Genomic DNA, 19,490 nt, shown 5'->3' with positions numbered 1-19,490 from the left:
GATGAGCCCTCCGCTGGCACCTCGCGACGAACGGCTGATCGACGATCTGCCGCCCGTGCCGCTGCTCAGTCTCGGCAGTCATCTGGCAATCAACTACCAGCCGGGTAACCAGCGCATGGTCAGCGACCATCAGCACCGCGCCGGCCTGTCGTTTCTCTATGGGGACGCGCGCATCCACGGCAAGCGCGACGGCGAACGTGTCCGCCATCTGGTCGGCAACGAGCTACAGCTGATCGCACGCCATCCCCAAGCCGAACAGGCGCTGCGCAGACAGCTTGAACAGCTGGGCTTCCGGCCGGCGCTGCGCCAGAGCCTGGCGCTGCCGAAGGAGTCGGCGGAGATGTTCCAGCTGCCCGGCGAAGATGCCTGGCTCAGGTTCGTTCAGCAGCAACTGCCCGAACTGCGCCGACAAGGCTGGCAGATCGATATCCATCCCGGCTTCGCCTACGACCTGACCGCCATCGACAGCTGGTACGCGCAGATCGACGAGTCAGCTGATGAGGACTGGTTCGATCTCGATCTCGGCATCATCGTCAACGGGCAGCGTATCGGCATGCTGCCGATCCTGTTGCGGCTGATCCGCCAGAACCCTCAATTGCTCAGCCCTCGCGCCATCGCGCTGCGTAGCGATGAGGAGCAGCTGCGCGTGCAACTGGACCGGCCGGGACAACACGACAAGCAGGCGCTGCACGTGACGCTACCGCTGGGGCGCATCAAGCCGATTCTGGCCACCCTCGGCGAGCTCTATATGCGCGAGCAGATGGATGGGCCATCGCTGCGTATGAGCAAGGCCGACGGCGCGCGCCTGGCCGGGCTCGACAGCCTGGCACCGCAATGGAAAGGCGGTGAACGACTGCGTGAGTTCGCCGGGCGCCTGCGCAACCCTGATATCAAGGCCTGCCCGCCCCCAACCGGGCTCGCTGGCAAACTGCGGCCCTACCAGCAGCAGGGCCTGGTCTGGATGCAGACGCTGCGTGAGCTGGGCGCCGGCGGCATCCTCGGCGACGACATGGGCCTGGGCAAGACGCTACAGAGCCTTGCCCACATCCTCGCCGAAAAGCAGGCAGGACGGCTCGATCGTCCGGCGCTGGTGGTGATGCCGACCAGCCTGATTCCCAACTGGCAGGACGAGGCCAGCCGTTTCGCCCCGCAGCTACGGGTATTGACGCTCAAGGGCAGCACCCGGCAGAAACACTTCGGCGAACTTGGCGAGCACGATCTACTGCTGACCAGCTATGCGCTGCTGACGCGCGACATAGCCGCACTGCGTGAGCAGCCGCTGCACCTACTCATTCTCGACGAGGCGCAGCACATCAAGAACCCGTCCGGCAAAGCGGCCCAGGCCGTACGCGAAATGCAGACCCGGCAGCGCCTGTGCCTGACCGGCACGCCGCTGGAGAATCACCTCGGCGAGCTCTGGTCGCTATTCCACTTCCTCATGCCCGGGTGGCTTGGAGACGCCAAAAGCTTCACCCAGGAGTACCGCAACCCGATCGAAAAACACGGCGACGATGCACGACTGGCGCACCTGCGCGCCCGCATTCGGCCGTTCCTGTTGCGGCGCACCAAGGAACAGGTAGCCACTGAGCTGCCGGCCAAGAACGAGTTCGTCCACTGGGTCGAACTGAATGACGTCCAGCGCGAGGTCTACGAGACCTTGCGGCTGGCAATGGATCGCAAGGTGCGCGACGAGATAGAGCGCAAGGGACTCGCGCGCAGCCAGATGGTCATCCTCGAGGCGCTGCTCAAGCTGCGTCAGGTCTGCTGCGACCTGCGCCTGCTGAAGGGTGAGTCGGCACGAGCCGCACGCGGCAGCAGCTCCGGCAAGCTCGACAGCCTGCTGGAGATGCTCGACGAGCTGATGAGCGAAGGCCGGCGGGTGCTGCTGTTTTCCCAGTTCACCTCGATGCTGGCGTTGATCGAGCAGGCGCTGCACAAGCGCGGCATCGAGTACGTCAAGCTGACGGGTGAGACCGATGACCGACGCACGCCGGTCGAGCGCTTCCAGGCCGGCGAAGTGCCGTTGTTCCTGATCAGCCTGAAGGCCGGTGGCACCGGGCTCAACCTGACGGCGGCGGATACGGTGATCCACTACGATCCCTGGTGGAATCCCGCTGCGGAGAACCAGGCGACCGACCGCGCCTATCGCATCGGCCAGGACAAGCCGGTCTTCGTCTATCGTCTTATTAGCCGCGGCACCGTCGAGGGGCGCATCCGCGAGTTGCAGGCGCGCAAGGCCGAACTCGCGGCCGGCGTACTCGAAGGTGCAGTCGACGGCAGCTTGCAGCTTGGCGAACGCGACATCGACGCCCTGTTCGCACCGCTACCCTGACGCTATGGCGGCATGCAAACTTGTGACACCGGCGAGTGCAGCAGTTTGCGCTTTGCCAGATCATCGCCACCTCGCTTACGTTTCCGTCCCGAGGCGCCCCGCCGCCTCCACGATCACTGGCATCGGTTACAAAAGGAACCGCACCATGAGTCTCTACGAGATCGCCTTTTCCGGCCAACTGCTTCCGGGCGCCAAGCTCGAGCAGGTCGAGGCCAACCTGACCAAGCTGTTCCAGGCCGACGCCCAGCGCATCGCGCTGCTGTTCTCCGGCCGGCGCATCGTGATCAAGCAGAATCTGGACTTCGCCGCGGCCGAAAAATATCGCCAGGCGATGGAGCGTGCCGGCGCGCAGGTAGAAATCAAACCGCTGCCCGTCGATGTGGAAGAAATCGAACTGGCGCCGCCTCCGGCATCGACGGCGACCAGCGCGGCCAGCACCGAGAGCAGCGCAGGAAAAACGAGCGACGCCCCGGCCACACTCAAGGTGACGCCGCGTGACGAATACATGGCAGCCTTCGCCGACGTCGAGGCACCGGACTTCGGTATTGCGCCGATCGGCGTCGACCTGCAGGACGCCCGGCCCGAGCCAGAGGCGCCGCGCGTGGACCTTTCTCAGTTCAGCCTTGCCCCGGTGGGCAGCGACATGGGCGAAAAGCCGCGCGACACCACCGCCGTGGTGCCGGATATATCGCATCTGAAGCTGCAGGACTGACGGGCACACGTTCGGGAGTGAGCGCCGCAGAGACTCCTCAGGCGCTCAGCTTCAGACCAACCAGCCCAGCCAGCAACAGCAGCACGCTCACCAGCCGCGCGGGCGAGGCGCTTTCGCCGAAGATGAGAATGCCCAGCAGCACGGTACCCAATGCGCCGATACCGACCCAGATGCCGTAGGCCGTACCCACCGGCAGAACCTGCATGGCACGCGCGAGCAGGAAAAAGCTGCCAGCCATGGCCGCTATGGTGAGCACGCTGGGTAGCGGGCGGGTGAAGCCTTCGGAAGCCTTGAGGCCAATGGCCCAACCCACTTCCAGAAGGCCGGCAACGGTCAACATAATCCAGGCCGAATGCATGACGATGACTCCATCAACTGCAGGGCCGTCCCCGCACGATTCGACATGCCAGCGGGTCGTCCCGCGGCGGACGCGACCCTAGCACAGCGGCGCACTGTTTTGGACCACTCGCAGCGTCCGTCGATCGCAGGTTTACTGATTGCTGAACGGAGATCGATGTTGGTCCCATGCTCCAGCGTGGAACCATCAGCAGCTCCCGTGTCGGCGCCGGAGCGTGGGCATGGTCATCAAAGATGTAGCCGATGCGGTCCCATCGCGAATGCCACGCGGTGGATGGGTGAAGCGTCATCCACCCTACGAACCACCCCGTAGGGTGGAAAACTGCGAAGCATTTTCCACCTTGGATTGGCGGCAGATGAACACTCAGCCCTACGCCGCCTCATGCCCGCGGGCCGCTTCGCTGAGGTAGAACCAGGTGGGACGGTCGAGTGTCAGTTCGGCGCCTTGCAGTGCCTCCTCGATGCGCTCCCAGCGCAGGCTGCCGAGGATCGGCAGCGGACGTCCGGGCAACATGTTCAGCCAGGCCAGCGCCACCTGATTGGCCGTCGCGCCCCGATCCGTGGCGACTTCATCGAGGGCGCTGCGCAGTCGCTCGCCGAAGCGCCCACCAGCCATGGGCGACCAGGCCAGCACTTGCAGGCCCGCGGCCTGCAAGGCATGCAGACCGCCGTCCCATACCCAGTGCTGGGCCTGCAGCGAGAGTTCGATCTGGTTGCAGCGCAGCGGCACGCGCTGCGCCAATGCCTGGCAATGCAACACCCCGGCGTTGGAGAGCCCGACCCAGCCGACCTTGCCGCTGGCGATCAGCTCGTTCAGCGTGTCGGCCACCTCGTCGACCTGCAGCAGCGGGTCCGGGCGATGCAGCAGAAACCCGTCGAGCCGCTCGACACCCAGCCGCGTCAGGCTGCCGTCCACCGCCTGGCGCAGATAGCGGGCGCTGGAATCGTAGTGCTTGACCCGCCAGCGCGAACAATCCTGCCCGGCCGGTACGATGTCGGCCTTGCCGATGATCTGCAGGCGCTGGCGCAGCCCCGGTGCCTGACGCAGGGCCGCGCCGAAGTGCGCCTCGCAGCGCCCGCCAGCATAGATATCGGCATGGTCGAAACCGTTCAGCCCGAGCTCGACGCAGCGTTCGATGAACGCCAGCAGTGCCTGGGGTTCACCCAGCTCGGGGTATTCCAGCAGGCGCATCATGCCCAGCAACAGCGGCTGGGCGAGCACGGGCGAGGCCATGGCAAGGCTCCGTCAGAAGATGTAATCGGTGGTCAGGAAGCCCGAGCGACGCTCCCGGATGATGGTGTCAACCAACTGCTTGTTGGCCTCGTTGAAACGGGTCGCCACAAGGGTGCGGATGGAGAACACCCGCAGCGCATCGTGTACCGACAGCGTTCCCTCGGCCGAATTCTTGCGGCCGTTGAACGGATAGCTATCCGGCCCGCGCTGGCACTGGGCATTGATGTTGATGCGACCGACCTGGTTGACGAAGGCATCGACCAGCTCGCCGACCTGCGCCGGATCGTTGCCGAAGATCGACAGCTGCTGGCCGTAATCGGAGGCGGTCACATAGTCGATCACTTCCTGCAGGTCGCGGTACGGCACTACGGGCACCAGCGGGCCGAACTGCTCTTCGTGATAGACACGCATGGACGAATCAACCGGGCTCAGCACCGCCGGATGAAAGAAGGTCTGGTGCGACTCGCCGCCGCCGGCATTGATCACCCGCGCACCCTTGGCCACGGCGTCTTCGAGCACGGCATGCAGATAATCGGTCTTGCCCGGCTCGGGCAGCGGCGTCAGCGCCACGCCCGGCTCCCAGGGCATGCCCGGCTTGAGCGCGTTGACCCGCGCAGCGAAGCGTTCGAGGAAACCATCGAGCACCGCCTCATGCACGAAGAGGATCTTCAATGCCGTGCAACGCTGGCCATTGAACGACAGCGCGCCGGTCACGGCCTCTTCCACCGCGTTGTCCAGATCGACCTGCGGCAGGACGATGCCCGGGTTCTTCGCGTCCAGCCCCAGCGCAGCACGCAGGCGGTGCGGACGCGGATGCAGTTTCTTCAGATCGGCGGCGCCCTTGTGCGTGCCGATAAAGGCGAACACGTCGATCTTGCCGCTGGCCATCAGTGCACTGACTGTCTCGCGACCACGGCCGTAGATGACGTTGATGACGCCGGCCGGGAAGCTGTCGCGGAAGGCTTCGAGCAGCGGATGTACCAGCAGCACACCGAACTTGGCCGGTTTGAACACCACCGTGTTACCCATGATCAGCGCCGGGATCAGCGTGGTGAAGGTTTCATTCAGCGGGTAGTTGTACGGCCCCATGCAAAGCGCCACGCCCATCGGTACCCGACGGATCTGCCCCAACGTACCCTGCTCCAGCTCGAAGCGGCTGGAGCTGCGGTCCAGCTCCTTCAGCGCATGAATGGTGTCGACGATGTAGTCGCAGGTGCGGTCGAATTCCTTTTCGGAATCCTTGAGGTTCTTGCCGATCTCCCACATCAGCAGCTTGACCACCGCCTCGCGCTGCTCGCGCATGCGCGCCAGAAAGCTCTCGACGTGGGCGATGCGCTCAGCCACGCGCATGGTCGGCCAAGCGCCGCGGCCGTTATCGTAAGCGGCGACAGCGGCGTCCAATGCGCGTAGCGCGGCGTCGGCATCCAGCAGCGGCGTACTGCCAAGGACTACCTGGCGCTCGCAGCCGTCCGCCTCGCGCAGGAACACCGGGCTGCGTACCTCGGCCATAGGACCGTCCCAGTTCATCAGCTCGCCATCGACCAGATAATCGCGCTGCGTAACCGGTGCATCCGGACGATAGGCCTCGGGAATCTCATCCAGACGGGGGAAAAGCTCGGAAAGCGGGCGCGCGTTGCTCATGCAACCTCCAGGTAGCGAGAAGATGGGGAAGATGCGGCGGACCTTCGCCCGCCGCGAGGGGATGGGACGATTACAGCTCGCGCTGTTCGGCACGCTCGGCGCGCAGGTCGAAGTCGCGCGGCAGCTCGACCGCCGGCGCGCTGTCCAGCGCCTGCAGGGCCTGGCGCGTGGCGCTTTCGATGGCGGCCCAGTCGCCGGCACGCACGGCCTTGGCATCGACCATCCAGGTACCGCCGACACACATCACACTGGTCAGGGCCAGGTAGTCCCGCGCGTTGCGCGCATTGACGCCACCGGTCGGGCAGAAACGGATGTCACCGAACGGTCCGCCCAGCGCCTTGAGCGCTGCCACGCCGCCACAGATCTCGGCGGGGAATAGCTTGAAGCGGCGATAGCCCATGGCGTAGCCGAGCATGATTTCCGAGGCGCTGGCGACGCCCGGCAGCAGCGGCAGCGACCCTTGCAACGCGGCCTCGAGCAGCGCCGGCGTGCTGCCGGGCGAGACGATGAACTGTGCACCGGCGGCCTCGGCCTGCTCCAGCATGTTGGCGTCGAGCACGGTGCCGGCGCCGACGATCAGCTCCGGGCGCTGCTCGCGCAGCAGGCGAATGGCGCCCAGGCCCTGCGCCGAACGCAGGGTGATCTCGAGCACGCGCAGGCCACCGGCGGCCAGAGCATCGGCCAGCGGCAGGATGTCCGCCTCACGCTCGATGGTGATCACCGGCAGGATGCGCGCAGCGCTGCACCACTTGTCGATCAGGGCGATCTTGTCGTTCATGGCGTCAACGCTGGTTTGGATAGATGTCATGGAAGATTCCTTGCGGCCTCAGGGGCACCAGTAGATTTCGAGGGGACGGGCGAGGAAGGCGCGAATCGGCATCGCTTCGTAGGGCTCGCCAGCCAGGGCCTGGTTGAGCGTGGCCAGCTTGCCCGGGCCGTGCAGGGCGAGCAGGGTCAGCCGCGCGCTGACCAGCAGCGCCAGGGACATGCTCAGGCGCTGGCGCGGCACAGTCGGCGCCTGCATCGGCAGGCAACGCCGCGTGCCACGCGGGTCGAGCGCCTGCTGCAGATTCGGGCTGTCCGGGAACAGCGAGGCGGTGTGGCCGTCTTCACCCATGCCCAGCACCAATACGTCGATGGACGGCAGTTCGGCCAATGCGGCATCAGCACGTTCGGCGGCCTGCTCGAGGCTTGCCGCGCTCTGGTACAGGCCGACCAGGCGCGCCGCGGCGGCCGGCCCCTGCAGCAGGTGGCGACGCAGCAGGCCTTCATTGCTGTCGGGATGGCTGACCGGCACCCAGCGCTCGTCGGCGAGGCTGACGGTGACCTTGGCCCAATCCAGTTCCTGCTGCGCTAGGCGTTCGAAGAAGGCGATCGGGCTACGGCCGCCGGACACCACCAGCGTCGCCGCACCGCGCTCGGCAATCGCGCCGCGCAGGGCATTGCTCACGGTCAGCGCCAGTTCGCCGGCCAGCTGCTCGGCGTCACCAAGGCTGAAACCCAGGGTCTGCACCGGCAGATCGAGATTAGAGATCGTCATACCAACTCCTGCCATCACGGCTGATCAGGGCAATCGAGGCAGCCGGTCCCCAGCTGCCTGCTGCGTAAGGTTTGGGTGGGGCGCCGACGCGCTGCCAGCCGTCGATCAGCTGGTCGCACCACTTCCAGGCGTATTCGATTTCGTCCTTGCGCACGAAGAGGTTCTGGTTGCCCTTCATCACTTCCAGCAACAGCCGCTCGTAGGCGTCGGGGATGCGCGGGCTCTTGTAGGTTTCCGAGAAATTCAGCTGCAGCGGGCCGCTGCGCAGCTGCATGCCCTTGTCCAGGCCCTGGTCCTTGGTCATCACCAGCAGCGAGATGCCCTCCTGCGGCTGCAGGCGGATGATCAGCTTGTTGCCGATCAGCTGGCGCTGCTCCGGGGCAAAGATGTAGTGCGGCGGAGCCTTGAAGTGGATAACGATCTGCGACAGCTTCTGCGGCATGCGCTTGCCGGTACGCAGGTAGAACGGCACGCCGGCCCAGCGCCAATTGCAGATCTCCGCGCGCAGGGCAACGAAGGTCTCGGTGTCGCTCTGGGTGTTGGAGTTTTCTTCCTCCAGATAGCCCGGTACATGGCGGCCGAGGATGCTGCCGGCGACGTACTGGCCGCGCACCAGCTGCTGACCGAGCTGCTCCGGCGCAATCGGCGCCAGCGCCTTGAGCACCTTGACCTTCTCGTCGCGGATGCTGTCGGCCGAGAGGTCGCTGGGCGGGTCCATGGCGATCAGGCAGAGCAGCTGCAACAGGTGGTTCTGGATCATGTCGCGCAGCTGGCCGGCCTGGTCGAAGTAGCCCCAGCGGCCTTCGATGCCGACGGTTTCGGCAACGGTGATCTCCACGTGGGAGATGTGATTCTGGTTCCACTGGGTTTCGAACAGGCTGTTGGCGAAACGCAGGGCGATCAGGTTCTGCACCGTGTCCTTGCCCAGGTAATGGTCGATGCGATAGGTGCGGTCTTCCGGGAAGAAGCGCGCCACCGCGTCGTTCACTTCGCGGGACGACTCCAGGTCGTGGCCGATGGGCTTTTCCAGCACTACGCGGGTGCGCTCGGCCAGGCCCGCCTCGGCCAGCCCGGCGCAGATCGCACCGTAGACAGATGCCGGCGTGGCAAAGAAGGCGACGATGCTATCCGCATTGCCGGCCTTGTCCGCCAGCGCGGCAAAATCCTCGGCGCGGCGGAAATCCATGCTCAGGTAGTCCAGGCGCGCCATGAAGCGCTGAAGAACGGCTTCGTCGAGTTCGCGCTCGCCGACGTGGCGACGCAGATGTTCTTCGATCATCGCCAGATGGCTTGCCGCCTCGCCGCTCTCGCGAGCCAGCGCGAGCAGGCGCGTTTCGGTTGGCAGCAGACCGGCGCGATCGAGCTGATAGAGCGCGGGAAACAGCTTGCGCAGGGCCAGATCACCGAGGGCGCCGAACAGCGCCAGGGTGCAGGGTTCGACAGATAGTGGCGTCATGATGTTTGTTCTTCTACTAAAACTGCACTATGAATACACGGCGATGCCCGGTTATTCAAGCTCAATGTAGTAATAAAAACAACATTTACTGCAAAACAAGATTCCTATGGTCGCTCCGCATCTCGCTCAGTAGCATAGGCGACCCCTTTGGCAAGCCGCATCAGGACTGACATGGACCGCGTACACAACCTGCTCGAGCATATCCAGCGCCGCATCGACGACCTCAACAAGGCCGAGCGCAAGGTCGCCGAGGTGATCCTGCGCAACCCGCAGCAAGCCACCCGCTTCAGCATCGCCACCCTGGCGCAGACCGCGCAGGTCAGCGAGCCGACAGTGAATCGCTTCTGTCGCTCGTTCGGCGTCAGCGGTTATCCGGAACTGAAGATGCAGTTGGCGCAGAGCCTGGCCAGCGGCGCCGCCTACGTCAGCCAGGCGGTGGAACCCGACGACGGCCCGGCGGAGTACACGCGCAAGATCTTCGGCTCGGCCATCGCCTCGCTGGACAGCGCCTGCCAGAGCCTCGACCCACAGTTGGTCAGCCGCGCCGTGGACCTGATGATCCAGGCCAGGCAGATCCACTTCTTCGGCCTCGGCGCCTCGGCCTCGGTGGCGCTGGATGCGCAGCACAAGTTCTTCCGCTTCAACCTGGCGGTCACCGCGCATTCGGACGTCCTGATGCAGCGCATGCTGGCGTCGGTGGCGCACACGGGCGAGCTGTTCGTGATCATTTCCTACACCGGGCGCACCCGCGAACTGGTGGAAGTGGCGCGCATCGCCCGGCAGAACGGCGCCTCGGTACTCGGCCTGACCGCCGCCGGCTCGCCGCTGGCGCAGGCCAGCACGCTGAGCCTGAACATTCCGCTGCCCGAGGACACCGACATCTACATGCCGATGACCTCGCGCATCATCCAGCTCACCGTGCTCGACGTGCTCGCCACCGGCATGACCCTGCGCCGCGGCGTGGATTTCCAGCCGCACCTGCGCAAGGTGAAGGAAAGCCTCAACGCCAGCCGCTATCCGGCGGATGAAGAGCCGAGCTAGAGCAACCGCGCCGGCGGAGATGTTGTTTTAACAACATCTCGCCATCACACACCGGAACGCGCCGGATCAGCGTGCCAGCGCCTGCTCCAGCGCCACCCCGGCGCCCTCCAGTCCCGGAAACTCAGCAGTCACCAGCCACACCGGCACATCGCCAAGATAGCCGCTCATGCAGCCCTTGCTGGTAAAGCCGTGAGCAAAACCACTGGCCGCGAAGAAATCGGCGAAACGCGGCACCACACCACCGACGATATACACCCCACCGCGCGCACCGAGCGTGAGCACGTTGTTGCCGGCAACCCGGCCGAGCCACACGCAGAACTGCTCCAGGGTCGCCACCGCCACATGATCGCCCGCGAGCGCGGCCGCGGTGACTTCAGCCGGCGAAGCCAGTCGCGGCGACAAACCGGCCAGGGCACAGACCGCCCGGTAGAGCAGCAACAGGCCACCGCCGCTGAGCACGTCTTCGGCACGCACATGGCCAAGCTGCGCAAAAAGCATCTGCCACAGCGCCGCCTCGTGCGCATCCGCCACGGGCAGATCGACGTGCCCGCCCTCCCCCGGCAACGCACGCCAGTCGCCACCGCCCAAGGGCATCAACGCGGCGACGCCAAGCCCGGTGCCCGGCCCGATGACCAGCGCTGGCGCATCCGCCTCGGCCGCGCCAGCACAGATCAGGCGCCGCCCCGCTTCGCCCACCCGCGTCATGCCCAGCGCCATCGCGGCGAAGTCATTGATCAGCAGCAGCTCGTCCAACTGCAGGGCACCACAGAAGTCGCGGCGCGTCAGCCGCCAGTGATTGTTGGTGAAGGTGAACTGCTCACCCTTGACCGGCCCGGCACAGGCCAGACACATGGCGCGAACGCTGCCCGGTGCCAGGCCAAGCGTTGACAGGTAATGCTCGACCGCCTGTTCCGGGGTTTCGAAATCCGCTGCCGGCAGCACCCGTACCGACTCCAGCTGCGAGTCGCGCCACAGCGCCAAGCGCGCATTGGTTCCGCCGATATCTCCGACCAGCGCCAGCGTCATCGCAGCGCCTCCAGCCCGGCAGCGAACACGCTGGCGCCCTGCTCGGCGGAGCTGAATGCCGCCCGCATAAAACCGAACAACTCGCGCCCGCAGCCCTGCACACTCGCAGCCGGCGCAGCAGCCGGCGATCGGCCAGCCAGCTCAGCGGCATCGACCAGCACCTCGAGCACACCGTTCTGCCCATCCACACGCAGCAGATCGCCGTCACGCACGCGCGCCAGCGGGCCGCCATCGATTGCCTCGGGGCACACATGGATCGCCGCCGGCACCTTGCCCGACGCACCGGACATGCGCCCGTCAGTGACCAGCGCGACCTTGAAACCGCGGTCCTGCAACAGACCGAGATAGGGCGTCAGCTTGTGCAACTCGGGCATGCCGTTGGCACGCGGCCCCTGGAAGCGCACCACTGCAACGACGTCTCGCTCCAGCTCGCCCGCCTTGAACGCCTCGACCAGCTCCAGCTGATCGGCAAAGACCCGCGCCGGCGCTTCCACGACGCGATGCTCGGGCGCCACGGCGGACACCTTCATCACGCCACGGCCGAGATTGCCGCTCATCACCCGCAGCCCGCCTTCGGCCGAGAACGGTCGCGCGACCGGCCGCAGGATGCTTTCGTCCAGGCTCGCCGCAGCGCCTTCACGCCAAGTCAGCCGACCGTCTTCGAGGAAGGGCTCCTGGGTGTAGCGATTGAGGCCGCGACCCATCACGGTATGCACATCCTCGTGCAGCAGGCCGGCCGCGATCAGCTCGCGCACCAGCAGCGCGACGCCGCCCGCGGCATGGAAGTGATTGATGTCTGCTGAACCATTGGGATAGACCCGCGCCAGCGTCGGCACCACTGCGGAAAGGTCGGCCATGTCCTGCCAGGTCAGCTGGATGCCCGCCGCTTGGGCGATGGCCGGCATGTGCAGGGTGTGATTGGTCGAGCCGCCGGTGGCATGCAGCGCGACGATGGCGTTGACCAATACGCGCTCGTCGACGAACTCACCGAGCGGCGTGAAGCTGCCGCCCTGTGGCGTCAGTCGAGTGACCTGCCGCGCGGCCTCGGCGGTCAGCGCATCGCGCAATGGCGTGCCCGGGTTGACGAAGGAAGAGCCCGGCAAGTGCAGGCCCATGACCTCCATCAGCATCTGGTTGGTGTTGGCGGTGCCGTAGAAGGTACAGGTACCGGGACTGTGATAGGCCTGCATTTCCGCCGCCAGCAGCTCGTCGCGACCTGCCTTGCCTTCGGCGTAGCGCTGGCGCACCGCGGCCTTGTCCTTGTTGGCCAGGCCGGACGGCATCGGACCGGCCGGCACGAACACAGCGGGCAGATGACCGAAACGCAGCGCACCGATCAGCAATCCGGGAACGATCTTGTCGCAGATGCCGAGCAGCAGCGCACCATCGAACAGGTTGTGCGACAGCGCCACCGCGGTGCTCATGGCGATCACCTCGCGACTGGCAATGGCCAGCTCCATGCCCGGCTCGCCCTGGGTGACACCGTCACACATCGCCGGCACACCGCCGGCCACCTGCCCCACCGAGCCGATATCGCGCAGCGCCTGGCGCAGGTGCTCAGGGTAGTCCTCATAGGGCTGATGCGCCGAGAGCATGTCGTTGTAGGCCGTGACGATGGCGATGTTGGCCGCATCCGGTAGCCGCAGGCGCTGCTTGTCCTGCGCGCCGCAACCGGCAACGCCATGGGCGAAGTTCGCGCATTGCGCGCCGTTGCGGGCAGGCCCGGCACTGGCAGCGCCGCGAACCATGGCGAGATAGGCTTCGCGCGTAGGCCGGCTACGCTCGATCAGGCGCTGGGTGACTTCGACCACTACGGGATGCATGAAAACCTCCTGATTTGTAGTTTTTATAAACAATCAGGCGGCATCATAACGACGAGCGGGACGATTTCGAAGAAATATGTTTGTTTAAACAACAAAATCACACCACGCTCAACGACGTAGCAGTTCTAGCTGACGACGTAGCTGGGCGGCTTGCGCCTTTTCCGCCCGCAGCCCGGAAGTCAACTCAGCCTTGTCCTGCTCCAGGCGCACGATCACCTGACCAAGACCATCCAGCAGTTCGCGCAGCACTTCCAGTTCTCGGCATTGGCTCTGCCGGCCCATCCATAGCAGCCAGAGCAATACCAGTAGCACCATCACGCCGCACAGCGAGGTGCCGATCAGCAGCCAGGCGAGGCTCATTGCACTCATCGTTTCGCTCCTTTGATTGCGGCGCAGTGCCGCTTCCAGAGACTCAACGATATGTAGCTTATAATTACAGGTCGATAATGTTTACTTGCACAGGTAAACATTTGCAGCAGGTCATTGCCGCCATCTGCTAGTGGAGGACGGCTATGGACCACGCAGGCCGCCCGGCGATGTGCCAGCATGACGCAGAGCCACTGCGACCACCTGTCGTGATTCCTTACAGGTCGACAGAGGATTATTCGCCGACGTCCACCGGTCGCCGCACATCGTCGTCATGGCCAGGGTCGCGATGTTCCAGCTGCAGGAACAATGCGGCAGCGAGCATCGCCATACCGCCGACGCAGAGAAACGTCAGCTGAAATGCCCGCAGCACCTCGCTGCCCTGCGCGTCGTCCACGGTGAAGCCTCCCAGCAGCGCACCGGCGGTGGCGACGCCAAGGCTCATTGATAGCTGCACCACCACCGACAGCAGGCTATTGCCGCTACTGGCGTCGGCATGGCTAAGGCCGACCAGGGTGACGGTGTTCATCGCGGTGAACTGCATCGAGTTGACCATGCCGATCAGGCCCAGATGCACCAGCAGCAGCCAGGTCGGCGTTTGTCCATCGATGGTCGCCAGGCTGGCGATCAGGCAGCCGAGCAGCAGTGTGTTGCCGATCAGCAGACGGCGATAACCGAGACGATCGATGATCGGCTTGGCCAGGGATTTGACCGCCATCGCACCCAAGGCCAGCGGAATCATGCTCATCCCGGCCTTCGCCGGCGAATAGCCAAGCGCCACCTGCAGCAGCAATGGCAACAGGAACGGCAGCGCGCCACCACCCAGCCGGGCAAACAGGTTGCCGAAGATGCCCACCGCAAAGCTGCGCGTATGGAACAGCTTGGGGCTGAACAGCGGCGCATCGATGCGCCCGGCGCGCAGCCAGTAGGCCGCCATGCACGCTGCGCCGCCGAACAGCAGCAGCATCACGCGGGCATGCGACATGTGCATCTGGCCGAGCCCCTCCAGCGCAATGGTGACCAGCACCATCGCTGCGCCGAACAGCAGGAAGCCGAGCGTATCGAAGCGCACCCGCTCGGGCCCTTTGAGATCGGGCATGAAGCGCAGCGCGGCGATGCAGCCAATCACGCCCACCGGCAGATTGATCAGGAAGATCCAGTGCCAGGAGGCGTACTCCACCAGCCAGCCACCCAGGGTTGGCCCGAGCAACGGGCCGACCAGTCCTGGCAGCGCGATAAAGGCCATGATCCGCACGAAGTCGCTGCGCGGAAATGCCCGCAGCACCACCAGCCGCCCCACCGGCAGCATCAGCGCTCCACCCAGCGCCTGCAGCACGCGGGAAGCCACCAGCTGGTTGAAGCTGGTCGACAACGCGCACAACAGCGAGCCCACGGAAAACAGCACGATGGCAGTCACGAAGATGCGCCGGCTACCGAAGCGGTCAGCAATCCAGCCGGATGCCGGAATCAGCAGCGCCACCGTGAGCATGTAGGCGATCACCACGCCCTGCATGCGCAGGGGGTTTTCCGCCAGATCACGCGCCATGGCCGGCAGCGCGGTATTGAGAATGGTGCCGTCCAGCGTCTGCATGAAGAAGGCGATGGCCACCAGCCACGGAAGAATCCGCGCGGTACGGGCGTCGAGTGAGACGGGCGGTTGCATGAAGTCCCCGGATACGAAAGGTGCACCATCTTAGAGGATTCGTTCGGCGCCGGTTCGGGTCGCTGCACTCCGCACACCCACACCAAGAGCCACTGTGACGACCTGTCGCAGTTAGCCTGCAGCGCCCGCAAACAGCCGTCTGCAGCGGCATACAGCTTTGCATTCAGAGACCGGTAACAAAATATTTCTTGGGAAATTGACGCGAATCATTATCATTCGGAAGCGCAAGTGCAATCTTCGCTCCGTCTTTTTCTGTTTCCGGAGAATTCCCAATGCGCATCCCCGCCACACTGGCCATCACCACCCTGCTGCTCACCCCGCTCGCCCAGGCGAAGGAATACCCCATCGGCGAACCGCAGCAGTGCGGCGGCATGGAGGTCGGCGCGGTGTATCTGCAGCCGGTCGAAATGGACCCACCGGGCATGATGCGTGCCGCGGCCGAGTCCGACGTGCATCTCGAGGCCGATATCAGCGCTACCGAAGACAACCGCAACGGCTGGCAGGAAGGCAGCTTCGTGCCCTACCTGAGCATCCACTACACGCTGCGCAAGAAGGGTTCCGACGAAGTCGTCGAAGGCGATTTCCATCCGATGGTGGCAAACGACGGCCCGCACTACGGTGACAACGTCAAGCTGCGCGGCCCAGGCAAGTACCAGTTGACCTACAAGATCCTGCCGCCAGGCTCGGGGCACGCCATGTTCGGTCGCCACACCGACAAGGAAACCGGCGTCGCCCCCTGGTTCGAAGGCTGCGAGCTGACGTACGAGTTCACCTACGCCGGCATCGGCAAGAAAGGGGGCTACTGATGCGTCGCGCCGGGCAATCGCTGCTCGGCGTGCTGCCGCTACTGGTCGGGCTCGCGAGCCCGGCGCAGGCCGCGCTGCCGACGTACGAGCTGACCATACGTGACGGCCACTTCGAGCCAGCGACCATCGAAGTCCCTGCCCGTCAGCGCTTCAAGATCATCGTGCACAACGCCGGCAGCGGGCCGACCGAGTTCGAGAGCACCCCGCTACGCGTCGAGAAGGTGCTGTCACCCGGGGTGACCTCCTTCGTCGTGATCCACCCGCTGAAGCCGGGCCGCTATCCATTCTTCGACGAATTCCATATGGATCTTCCCGAAGGCGAGATCGTCGCCAAGTAGTTGCTTTTCTGAGGAGAGTCCCATGGGCCAATCCATGTTCATCGTCTGGCGCGAAAGCGTCGAGGCCCTGCTGGTCATCGGCATCCTGCATGCCTGGCTGCGCCAGCAACCAGGCGCGGCCAATGCGCTGCGCATGCTCTGGGCCGGTGTCGCTGCCGGTCTCGGTCTGGCCGCTGCGCTGGGCTGGGGCGTATTGCAGGCCGGCGACTGGCTGGCGGGCAGCGGTGGCGAATGGTTCCAGTGCGCGATGCTGCTGGTAGCCAGCCTGCTGATCCTGCACATGGTCGGCTGGATGCATCAGCATGGCCGCACGTTGAAGACCAGCCTGCAGAACAGCGCTGCGGAAAAGCTCAGCCAGGGCAGCGGCATCGGCCTGCTGCTGCTGGCCATGCTCGCCGTCGGTCGTGAAGGCAGCGAGACGGTGGTGTTCCTCTACGGCATCGGTAACCAGCAGGCGGGTATGGACCTCACCCGCTTCGTCATCGGCGGTGTACTCGGTTTCGTCCTCGCCCTACTCAGTTATGCAGCCCTGCAGGCCGGCAGCCGCTACTTCAGCTGGCGGCGTTTCTTCCAGGTCAGCGAAGTGATGTTGCTGCTGCTCGGCGGCGCATTGCTGATGGCCGCGCTGGATCGCTTCAGCGGCCAGCTGATGGGTATGGACGTACCGGAAGTGCTGTACACGGTGTTCGGCGATCCGCTCTGGGATACCTCGGCCCTGCTGGATGATGGCGGCACGCTCGGCGGCACCCTGGCCGGCCTCACCGGCTATCGCGCCATGCCTTCGCTGGCCGCCGCGGTAGTTCTGGGCCTTTACTGGCTCGCCGCGTGGGCATGGCTCAAACCGCGGGTACAGGTGCAGCTCGCTGCGAGGCCAGCATGATCACCCAGGCGCCGTGGCTGGCGCGACTCGGTGACCTGCTGCGCCAGCATGCGAAAGCCATTCGCGCGCTGCAGTGGCTGGTGGTGGGGTTCTACCTGACGCTACTGGTGATCCCCGCCTTTCTTGATCTGCCGCCGGCCCAGGCCGGCATGCTCGACAACCTGACGGTACTGGCGCAGTTCATCTTCTGGGGCTTGTGGTGGCCCTTCGTGCTGCTGTCGATGATCTTCTTCGGCCGCCTGTGGTGCGGAGTGCTCTGCCCCGAAGGCTCGCTCAGCGAGTGGATCAGCTGGCGCGGGCTGAACAAACGCACGCCGCGCTGGGTGCGCTGGAGCGGCTGGCCGACCATCGCCTTCATCCTCACCACCGTCTACGGCCAGCTGATCAGCGTCTATGACTATGCCCAGGCGGCACTGCTGATCCTCGGCGGCTCCACCGTCGCGGCGATGCTGGTGGGCTTTCTCTACGGCCGCGGCAAGCGGGTCTGGTGCCGCCATCTGTGCCCGGTCAGCGGCGTGTTCGCCCTGCTCGCCCGCTTGGCGCCGGTGCACTACAAGGTCGACGAACAGCGCTGGCTGGAAAATCGCGAACCGCACCTGCCGACACCCAACTGCGCCCCGCTGATTGACATCCGTCGCATGCAGGGCAATGCCGATTGCCATGCCTGTGGCCGCTGCAGCAGCCAGCGCGGTGCAGTGCAGCTGAGCGCCCGTTCGCCCAATTCTGAAATCCTCATCGTCGGCGGTCAGCAGCAAAGCGATCACTGGGACAGCACCCTGTTGCTGTTCGGCATGATCGGCCTGGCCATGGGCGCCTTCCAGTGGACGGTCAGTCCCTGGTTCATCACCCTCAAGCAGGCCGCCGCGGAATGGCTGGTGGATAGCGACATCATCTGGCCGCTGGAAGCCAACGCGCCTTGGTGGCTGCTGACCCACTATCCGCAGGCCAACGATGCCTTCACCTGGCTCGATGGCGCCGTGATCCTCACCTACATCTTCGGTGCCTCGTTGCTCGTCGGCGGCGCGTTGTGGCTACTGCTGCGCGCCGCCGTGCGGGTAATGCGCCGTGGCGACAATGTGTTCCAGCACCTCGCATTGGCACTGGTGCCGCTGGGTGGCGCCGGGCTGTTTCTCGGCCTGTCCGCCACCACGGTCAAGCTACTGCGCTACGAGGGCTTGCTACTGGCCTGGGCGCAACCGGCTCGCGCCGCGCTGCTGATCGGTGCCGTGGCGTGGAGTCTGTACCTGGCGTGGAACGTGATCAGCCGTCACGGCGGCAACGGCATGCGCCGGCTGCTGGCGTTCGCCTGCGTCAATGCCGGTTGCGCGCTGGTGGGCTATGGCTGGTGGCTGCAGTTCTGGGGCTGGAGCTGAGGTCGATCAGGCCTTGAGTGGGGTGCCCGTTGCGGCACCCCGCAGCGGCCTATCCACGCAGCACGAAGGATGGGAACAGTCGATCCAGGCGCTCCCACAGGCGCTGCTGATCGTAGGGTGCGCGGCTCTCGGCGAGGCTGTCGTCGAGCATGCGCGCGGTGCGCACGCACTGCACGGCGAAGCGTTCGACACCCAGCCGGCGCAGGCGCTGAGCCATGTCCCACAGCATGTCGGCGTCGAACAGTTGCCAGTGCACGGTGGTCCGGCACTCATGCTCGACGCCGCTTTCCAGCAGGTGTTCGAGACTCTTCCAGTTGGCCTTGCCGCTGCCATCCACGCCGGTGATCGCGCTGCTGTGCTCGGGTAGCGCCTTGATGTCGAAACCGACCCAATCCACCAGCGGCAGGATGTTGGCGAACAACTTCGGTTTGATGCCGGCGCTGTGCAGGCCGACCTTGTAGCCCAGCGCCCGCACCTGGGCGATGGCCTCGGGCAGCGCGGTCTGCAGGGTCGGCTCGCCACCGCTGAACACCACCGCCTCGAGCAGGCCGACGCGCTGTTCGAGAAAGGCGAGAATCTCCGACCAGGGCTTCTCCTCGTTGCCACAGGCCGGGATCAGCTGCGGATTGTGGCAGTAGCGGCAGCGCCAGCCGCAGCCCTGGCAGAACAGCACGCAGGCCAGATGGTCGGGGAAATCCAGTGTGGTCAGGGGGACCAGCCCCCCGACGCGAAGTGCTGCGGTCACCGCGCCGCTGCTTCAGTGAAATGCAGGCGCTCGCGATGCTCGGACTGCTTGCCCGGATTGAATGCGGTAACCGGGCGGTGATAGCCCATCACGCGGGTCCAGACTTCGCAACGTTGGCGCTGGTCCTGGGGCAGTTGGCTGGCTGGGTTCATGGTGA

19 protein-coding genes are annotated in these 19,490 nt (G+C 65.3%); 7 read left to right on the top strand and 12 right to left on the bottom strand.

The genetic code is table 11. The features are described 5' to 3' along the window. Nucleotide 1: 1 nt before the first annotated feature. Nucleotides 2–2,332, top strand: a complete 2,331-nt coding sequence (locus P5704_022030; protein ID WOF78645.1) for a DEAD/DEAH box helicase — start codon at nucleotides 2–4, stop codon at nucleotides 2,330–2,332. 145 nt (nucleotides 2,333–2,477) lie between these two features. Next, nucleotides 2,478–3,044 (top strand): hypothetical protein, encoded by a 567-nt coding sequence (locus P5704_022025; GenBank protein ID WOF78644.1) that lies wholly within the window; start codon nucleotides 2,478–2,480, stop codon nucleotides 3,042–3,044. Between the two features lie 37 nt (nucleotides 3,045–3,081). Here the strand turns inward: P5704_022025 and sugE are convergent, their stop codons facing one another. From sugE to zwf, 6 genes are all read right to left on the bottom strand, one after another. After that, entirely contained in the window at nucleotides 3,082–3,402 is a 321-nt protein-coding gene (gene sugE, locus P5704_022020) for a quaternary ammonium compound efflux SMR transporter SugE (GenBank protein WOF78643.1), read from the bottom strand. A gap of 369 nt (nucleotides 3,403–3,771) precedes the next feature. Continuing rightward, the gene (locus tag P5704_022015; protein WOF78642.1) at nucleotides 3,772–4,635 is read right to left on the bottom strand and encodes an aldo/keto reductase; all 864 of its coding nucleotides are present in this window, start codon (nucleotides 4,633–4,635) and stop codon (nucleotides 3,772–3,774) included. A gap of 12 nt (nucleotides 4,636–4,647) precedes the next feature. Next, nucleotides 4,648–6,276, bottom strand: a complete 1,629-nt coding sequence (locus P5704_022010; protein WOF78641.1) for an NADP-dependent glyceraldehyde-3-phosphate dehydrogenase — start codon at nucleotides 6,274–6,276, stop codon at nucleotides 4,648–4,650. Nucleotides 6,277–6,346: 70 nt separating this feature from the next. Continuing rightward, the gene (locus P5704_022005) at nucleotides 6,347–7,084 is read right to left on the bottom strand and encodes a bifunctional 4-hydroxy-2-oxoglutarate aldolase/2-dehydro-3-deoxy-phosphogluconate aldolase (GenBank protein ID WOF78640.1); all 738 of its coding nucleotides are present in this window, start codon (nucleotides 7,082–7,084) and stop codon (nucleotides 6,347–6,349) included. Nucleotides 7,085–7,102: 18 nt separating this feature from the next. Next, nucleotides 7,103–7,816, bottom strand: a complete 714-nt coding sequence (gene pgl / locus P5704_022000; protein ID WOF78639.1) for a 6-phosphogluconolactonase — start codon at nucleotides 7,814–7,816, stop codon at nucleotides 7,103–7,105. Beyond that, nucleotides 7,803–9,272, bottom strand: a complete 1,470-nt coding sequence (gene zwf, locus P5704_021995; GenBank protein WOF78638.1) for a glucose-6-phosphate dehydrogenase — start codon at nucleotides 9,270–9,272, stop codon at nucleotides 7,803–7,805. Before zwf ends, pgl begins: the two co-directional genes overlap by 14 nt. Before the next feature lie 171 nt (nucleotides 9,273–9,443). Between zwf and P5704_021990 the strand changes: the two genes are divergently transcribed. Further along, nucleotides 9,444–10,313: a MurR/RpiR family transcriptional regulator gene (locus P5704_021990; GenBank protein ID WOF78637.1), complete on the top strand. Its 870-nt coding sequence runs from the start codon at nucleotides 9,444–9,446 to the stop codon at nucleotides 10,311–10,313. 66 nt (nucleotides 10,314–10,379) lie between these two features. Here P5704_021990 and P5704_021985 read toward each other — a convergent pair whose 3' ends face one another. From P5704_021985 to mdtD, 4 genes are all read right to left on the bottom strand, one after another. Then, complete coding sequence (locus P5704_021985; protein ID WOF78636.1) at nucleotides 10,380–11,339, bottom strand: glucokinase; 960 nt, start codon at nucleotides 11,337–11,339, stop codon at nucleotides 10,380–10,382. Beyond that, nucleotides 11,336–13,162 carry a phosphogluconate dehydratase gene (gene edd, locus P5704_021980; GenBank protein ID WOF78635.1) on the bottom strand — a complete coding sequence of 609 codons (1,827 nt, stop codon included), beginning with the start codon at nucleotides 13,160–13,162 and terminating at the stop codon, nucleotides 11,336–11,338. The genes P5704_021985 and edd overlap by 4 nt, the downstream gene beginning before the upstream one ends. Nucleotides 13,163–13,270: 108 nt before the next feature. Then, nucleotides 13,271–13,531 carry a hypothetical protein gene (locus tag P5704_021975; GenBank protein WOF78634.1) on the bottom strand — a complete coding sequence of 87 codons (261 nt, stop codon included), beginning with the start codon at nucleotides 13,529–13,531 and terminating at the stop codon, nucleotides 13,271–13,273. A gap of 232 nt (nucleotides 13,532–13,763) precedes the next feature. Next, nucleotides 13,764–15,191, bottom strand: coding sequence for a multidrug transporter subunit MdtD (mdtD, locus tag P5704_021970; protein WOF78633.1), 1,428 nt, complete (start codon nucleotides 15,189–15,191; stop codon nucleotides 13,764–13,766). 272 nt (nucleotides 15,192–15,463) lie between these two features. Between mdtD and P5704_021965 the strand changes: the two genes are divergently transcribed. Genes P5704_021965 through P5704_021950 form a run of 4 tightly spaced genes read left to right on the top strand, consistent with a single transcriptional unit; the run spans nucleotide 15,464 to nucleotide 18,588 of the window. Beyond that, entirely contained in the window at nucleotides 15,464–15,997 is a 534-nt protein-coding gene (locus tag P5704_021965; GenBank protein WOF78632.1) for an iron transporter, read from the top strand. Continuing rightward, nucleotides 15,997–16,335, top strand: coding sequence for a cupredoxin domain-containing protein (locus P5704_021960; GenBank protein WOF78631.1), 339 nt, complete (start codon nucleotides 15,997–15,999; stop codon nucleotides 16,333–16,335). Before P5704_021965 ends, P5704_021960 begins: the two co-directional genes overlap by 1 nt. A 22-nt stretch (nucleotides 16,336–16,357) precedes the next feature. Then, entirely contained in the window at nucleotides 16,358–17,215 is an 858-nt protein-coding gene (locus P5704_021955) for an FTR1 family protein (GenBank protein ID WOF78630.1), read from the top strand. Further along, nucleotides 17,212–18,588, top strand: coding sequence for a 4Fe-4S binding protein (locus P5704_021950; GenBank protein ID WOF78629.1), 1,377 nt, complete (start codon nucleotides 17,212–17,214; stop codon nucleotides 18,586–18,588). Before P5704_021955 ends, P5704_021950 begins: the two co-directional genes overlap by 4 nt. Nucleotides 18,589–18,637: 49 nt before the next feature. On the opposite strand, the gene P5704_021945 is transcribed toward P5704_021950, so the two are convergent. Next, the gene (locus P5704_021945; protein WOF78628.1) at nucleotides 18,638–19,333 is read right to left on the bottom strand and encodes an anaerobic ribonucleoside-triphosphate reductase activating protein; all 696 of its coding nucleotides are present in this window, start codon (nucleotides 19,331–19,333) and stop codon (nucleotides 18,638–18,640) included. After that, the gene (gene nrdD, locus P5704_021940) at nucleotides 19,330–19,485 is read right to left on the bottom strand and encodes an anaerobic ribonucleoside-triphosphate reductase (protein ID WOF78627.1); all 156 of its coding nucleotides are present in this window, start codon (nucleotides 19,483–19,485) and stop codon (nucleotides 19,330–19,332) included. The genes P5704_021945 and nrdD overlap by 4 nt, the downstream gene beginning before the upstream one ends. Nucleotides 19,486–19,490: the final 5 nt, after the last annotated feature.

The sequence above is a fragment of the Pseudomonas sp. FeN3W genome (assembly GCA_030263805.2).
Classification (GTDB): Bacteria; Pseudomonadota; Gammaproteobacteria; order Pseudomonadales; family Pseudomonadaceae; genus Stutzerimonas; species Stutzerimonas stutzeri_G.
Note: the sequence above shows the minus strand (reverse complement) of the source record. Positions and strands in the feature narration are given on the sequence as shown.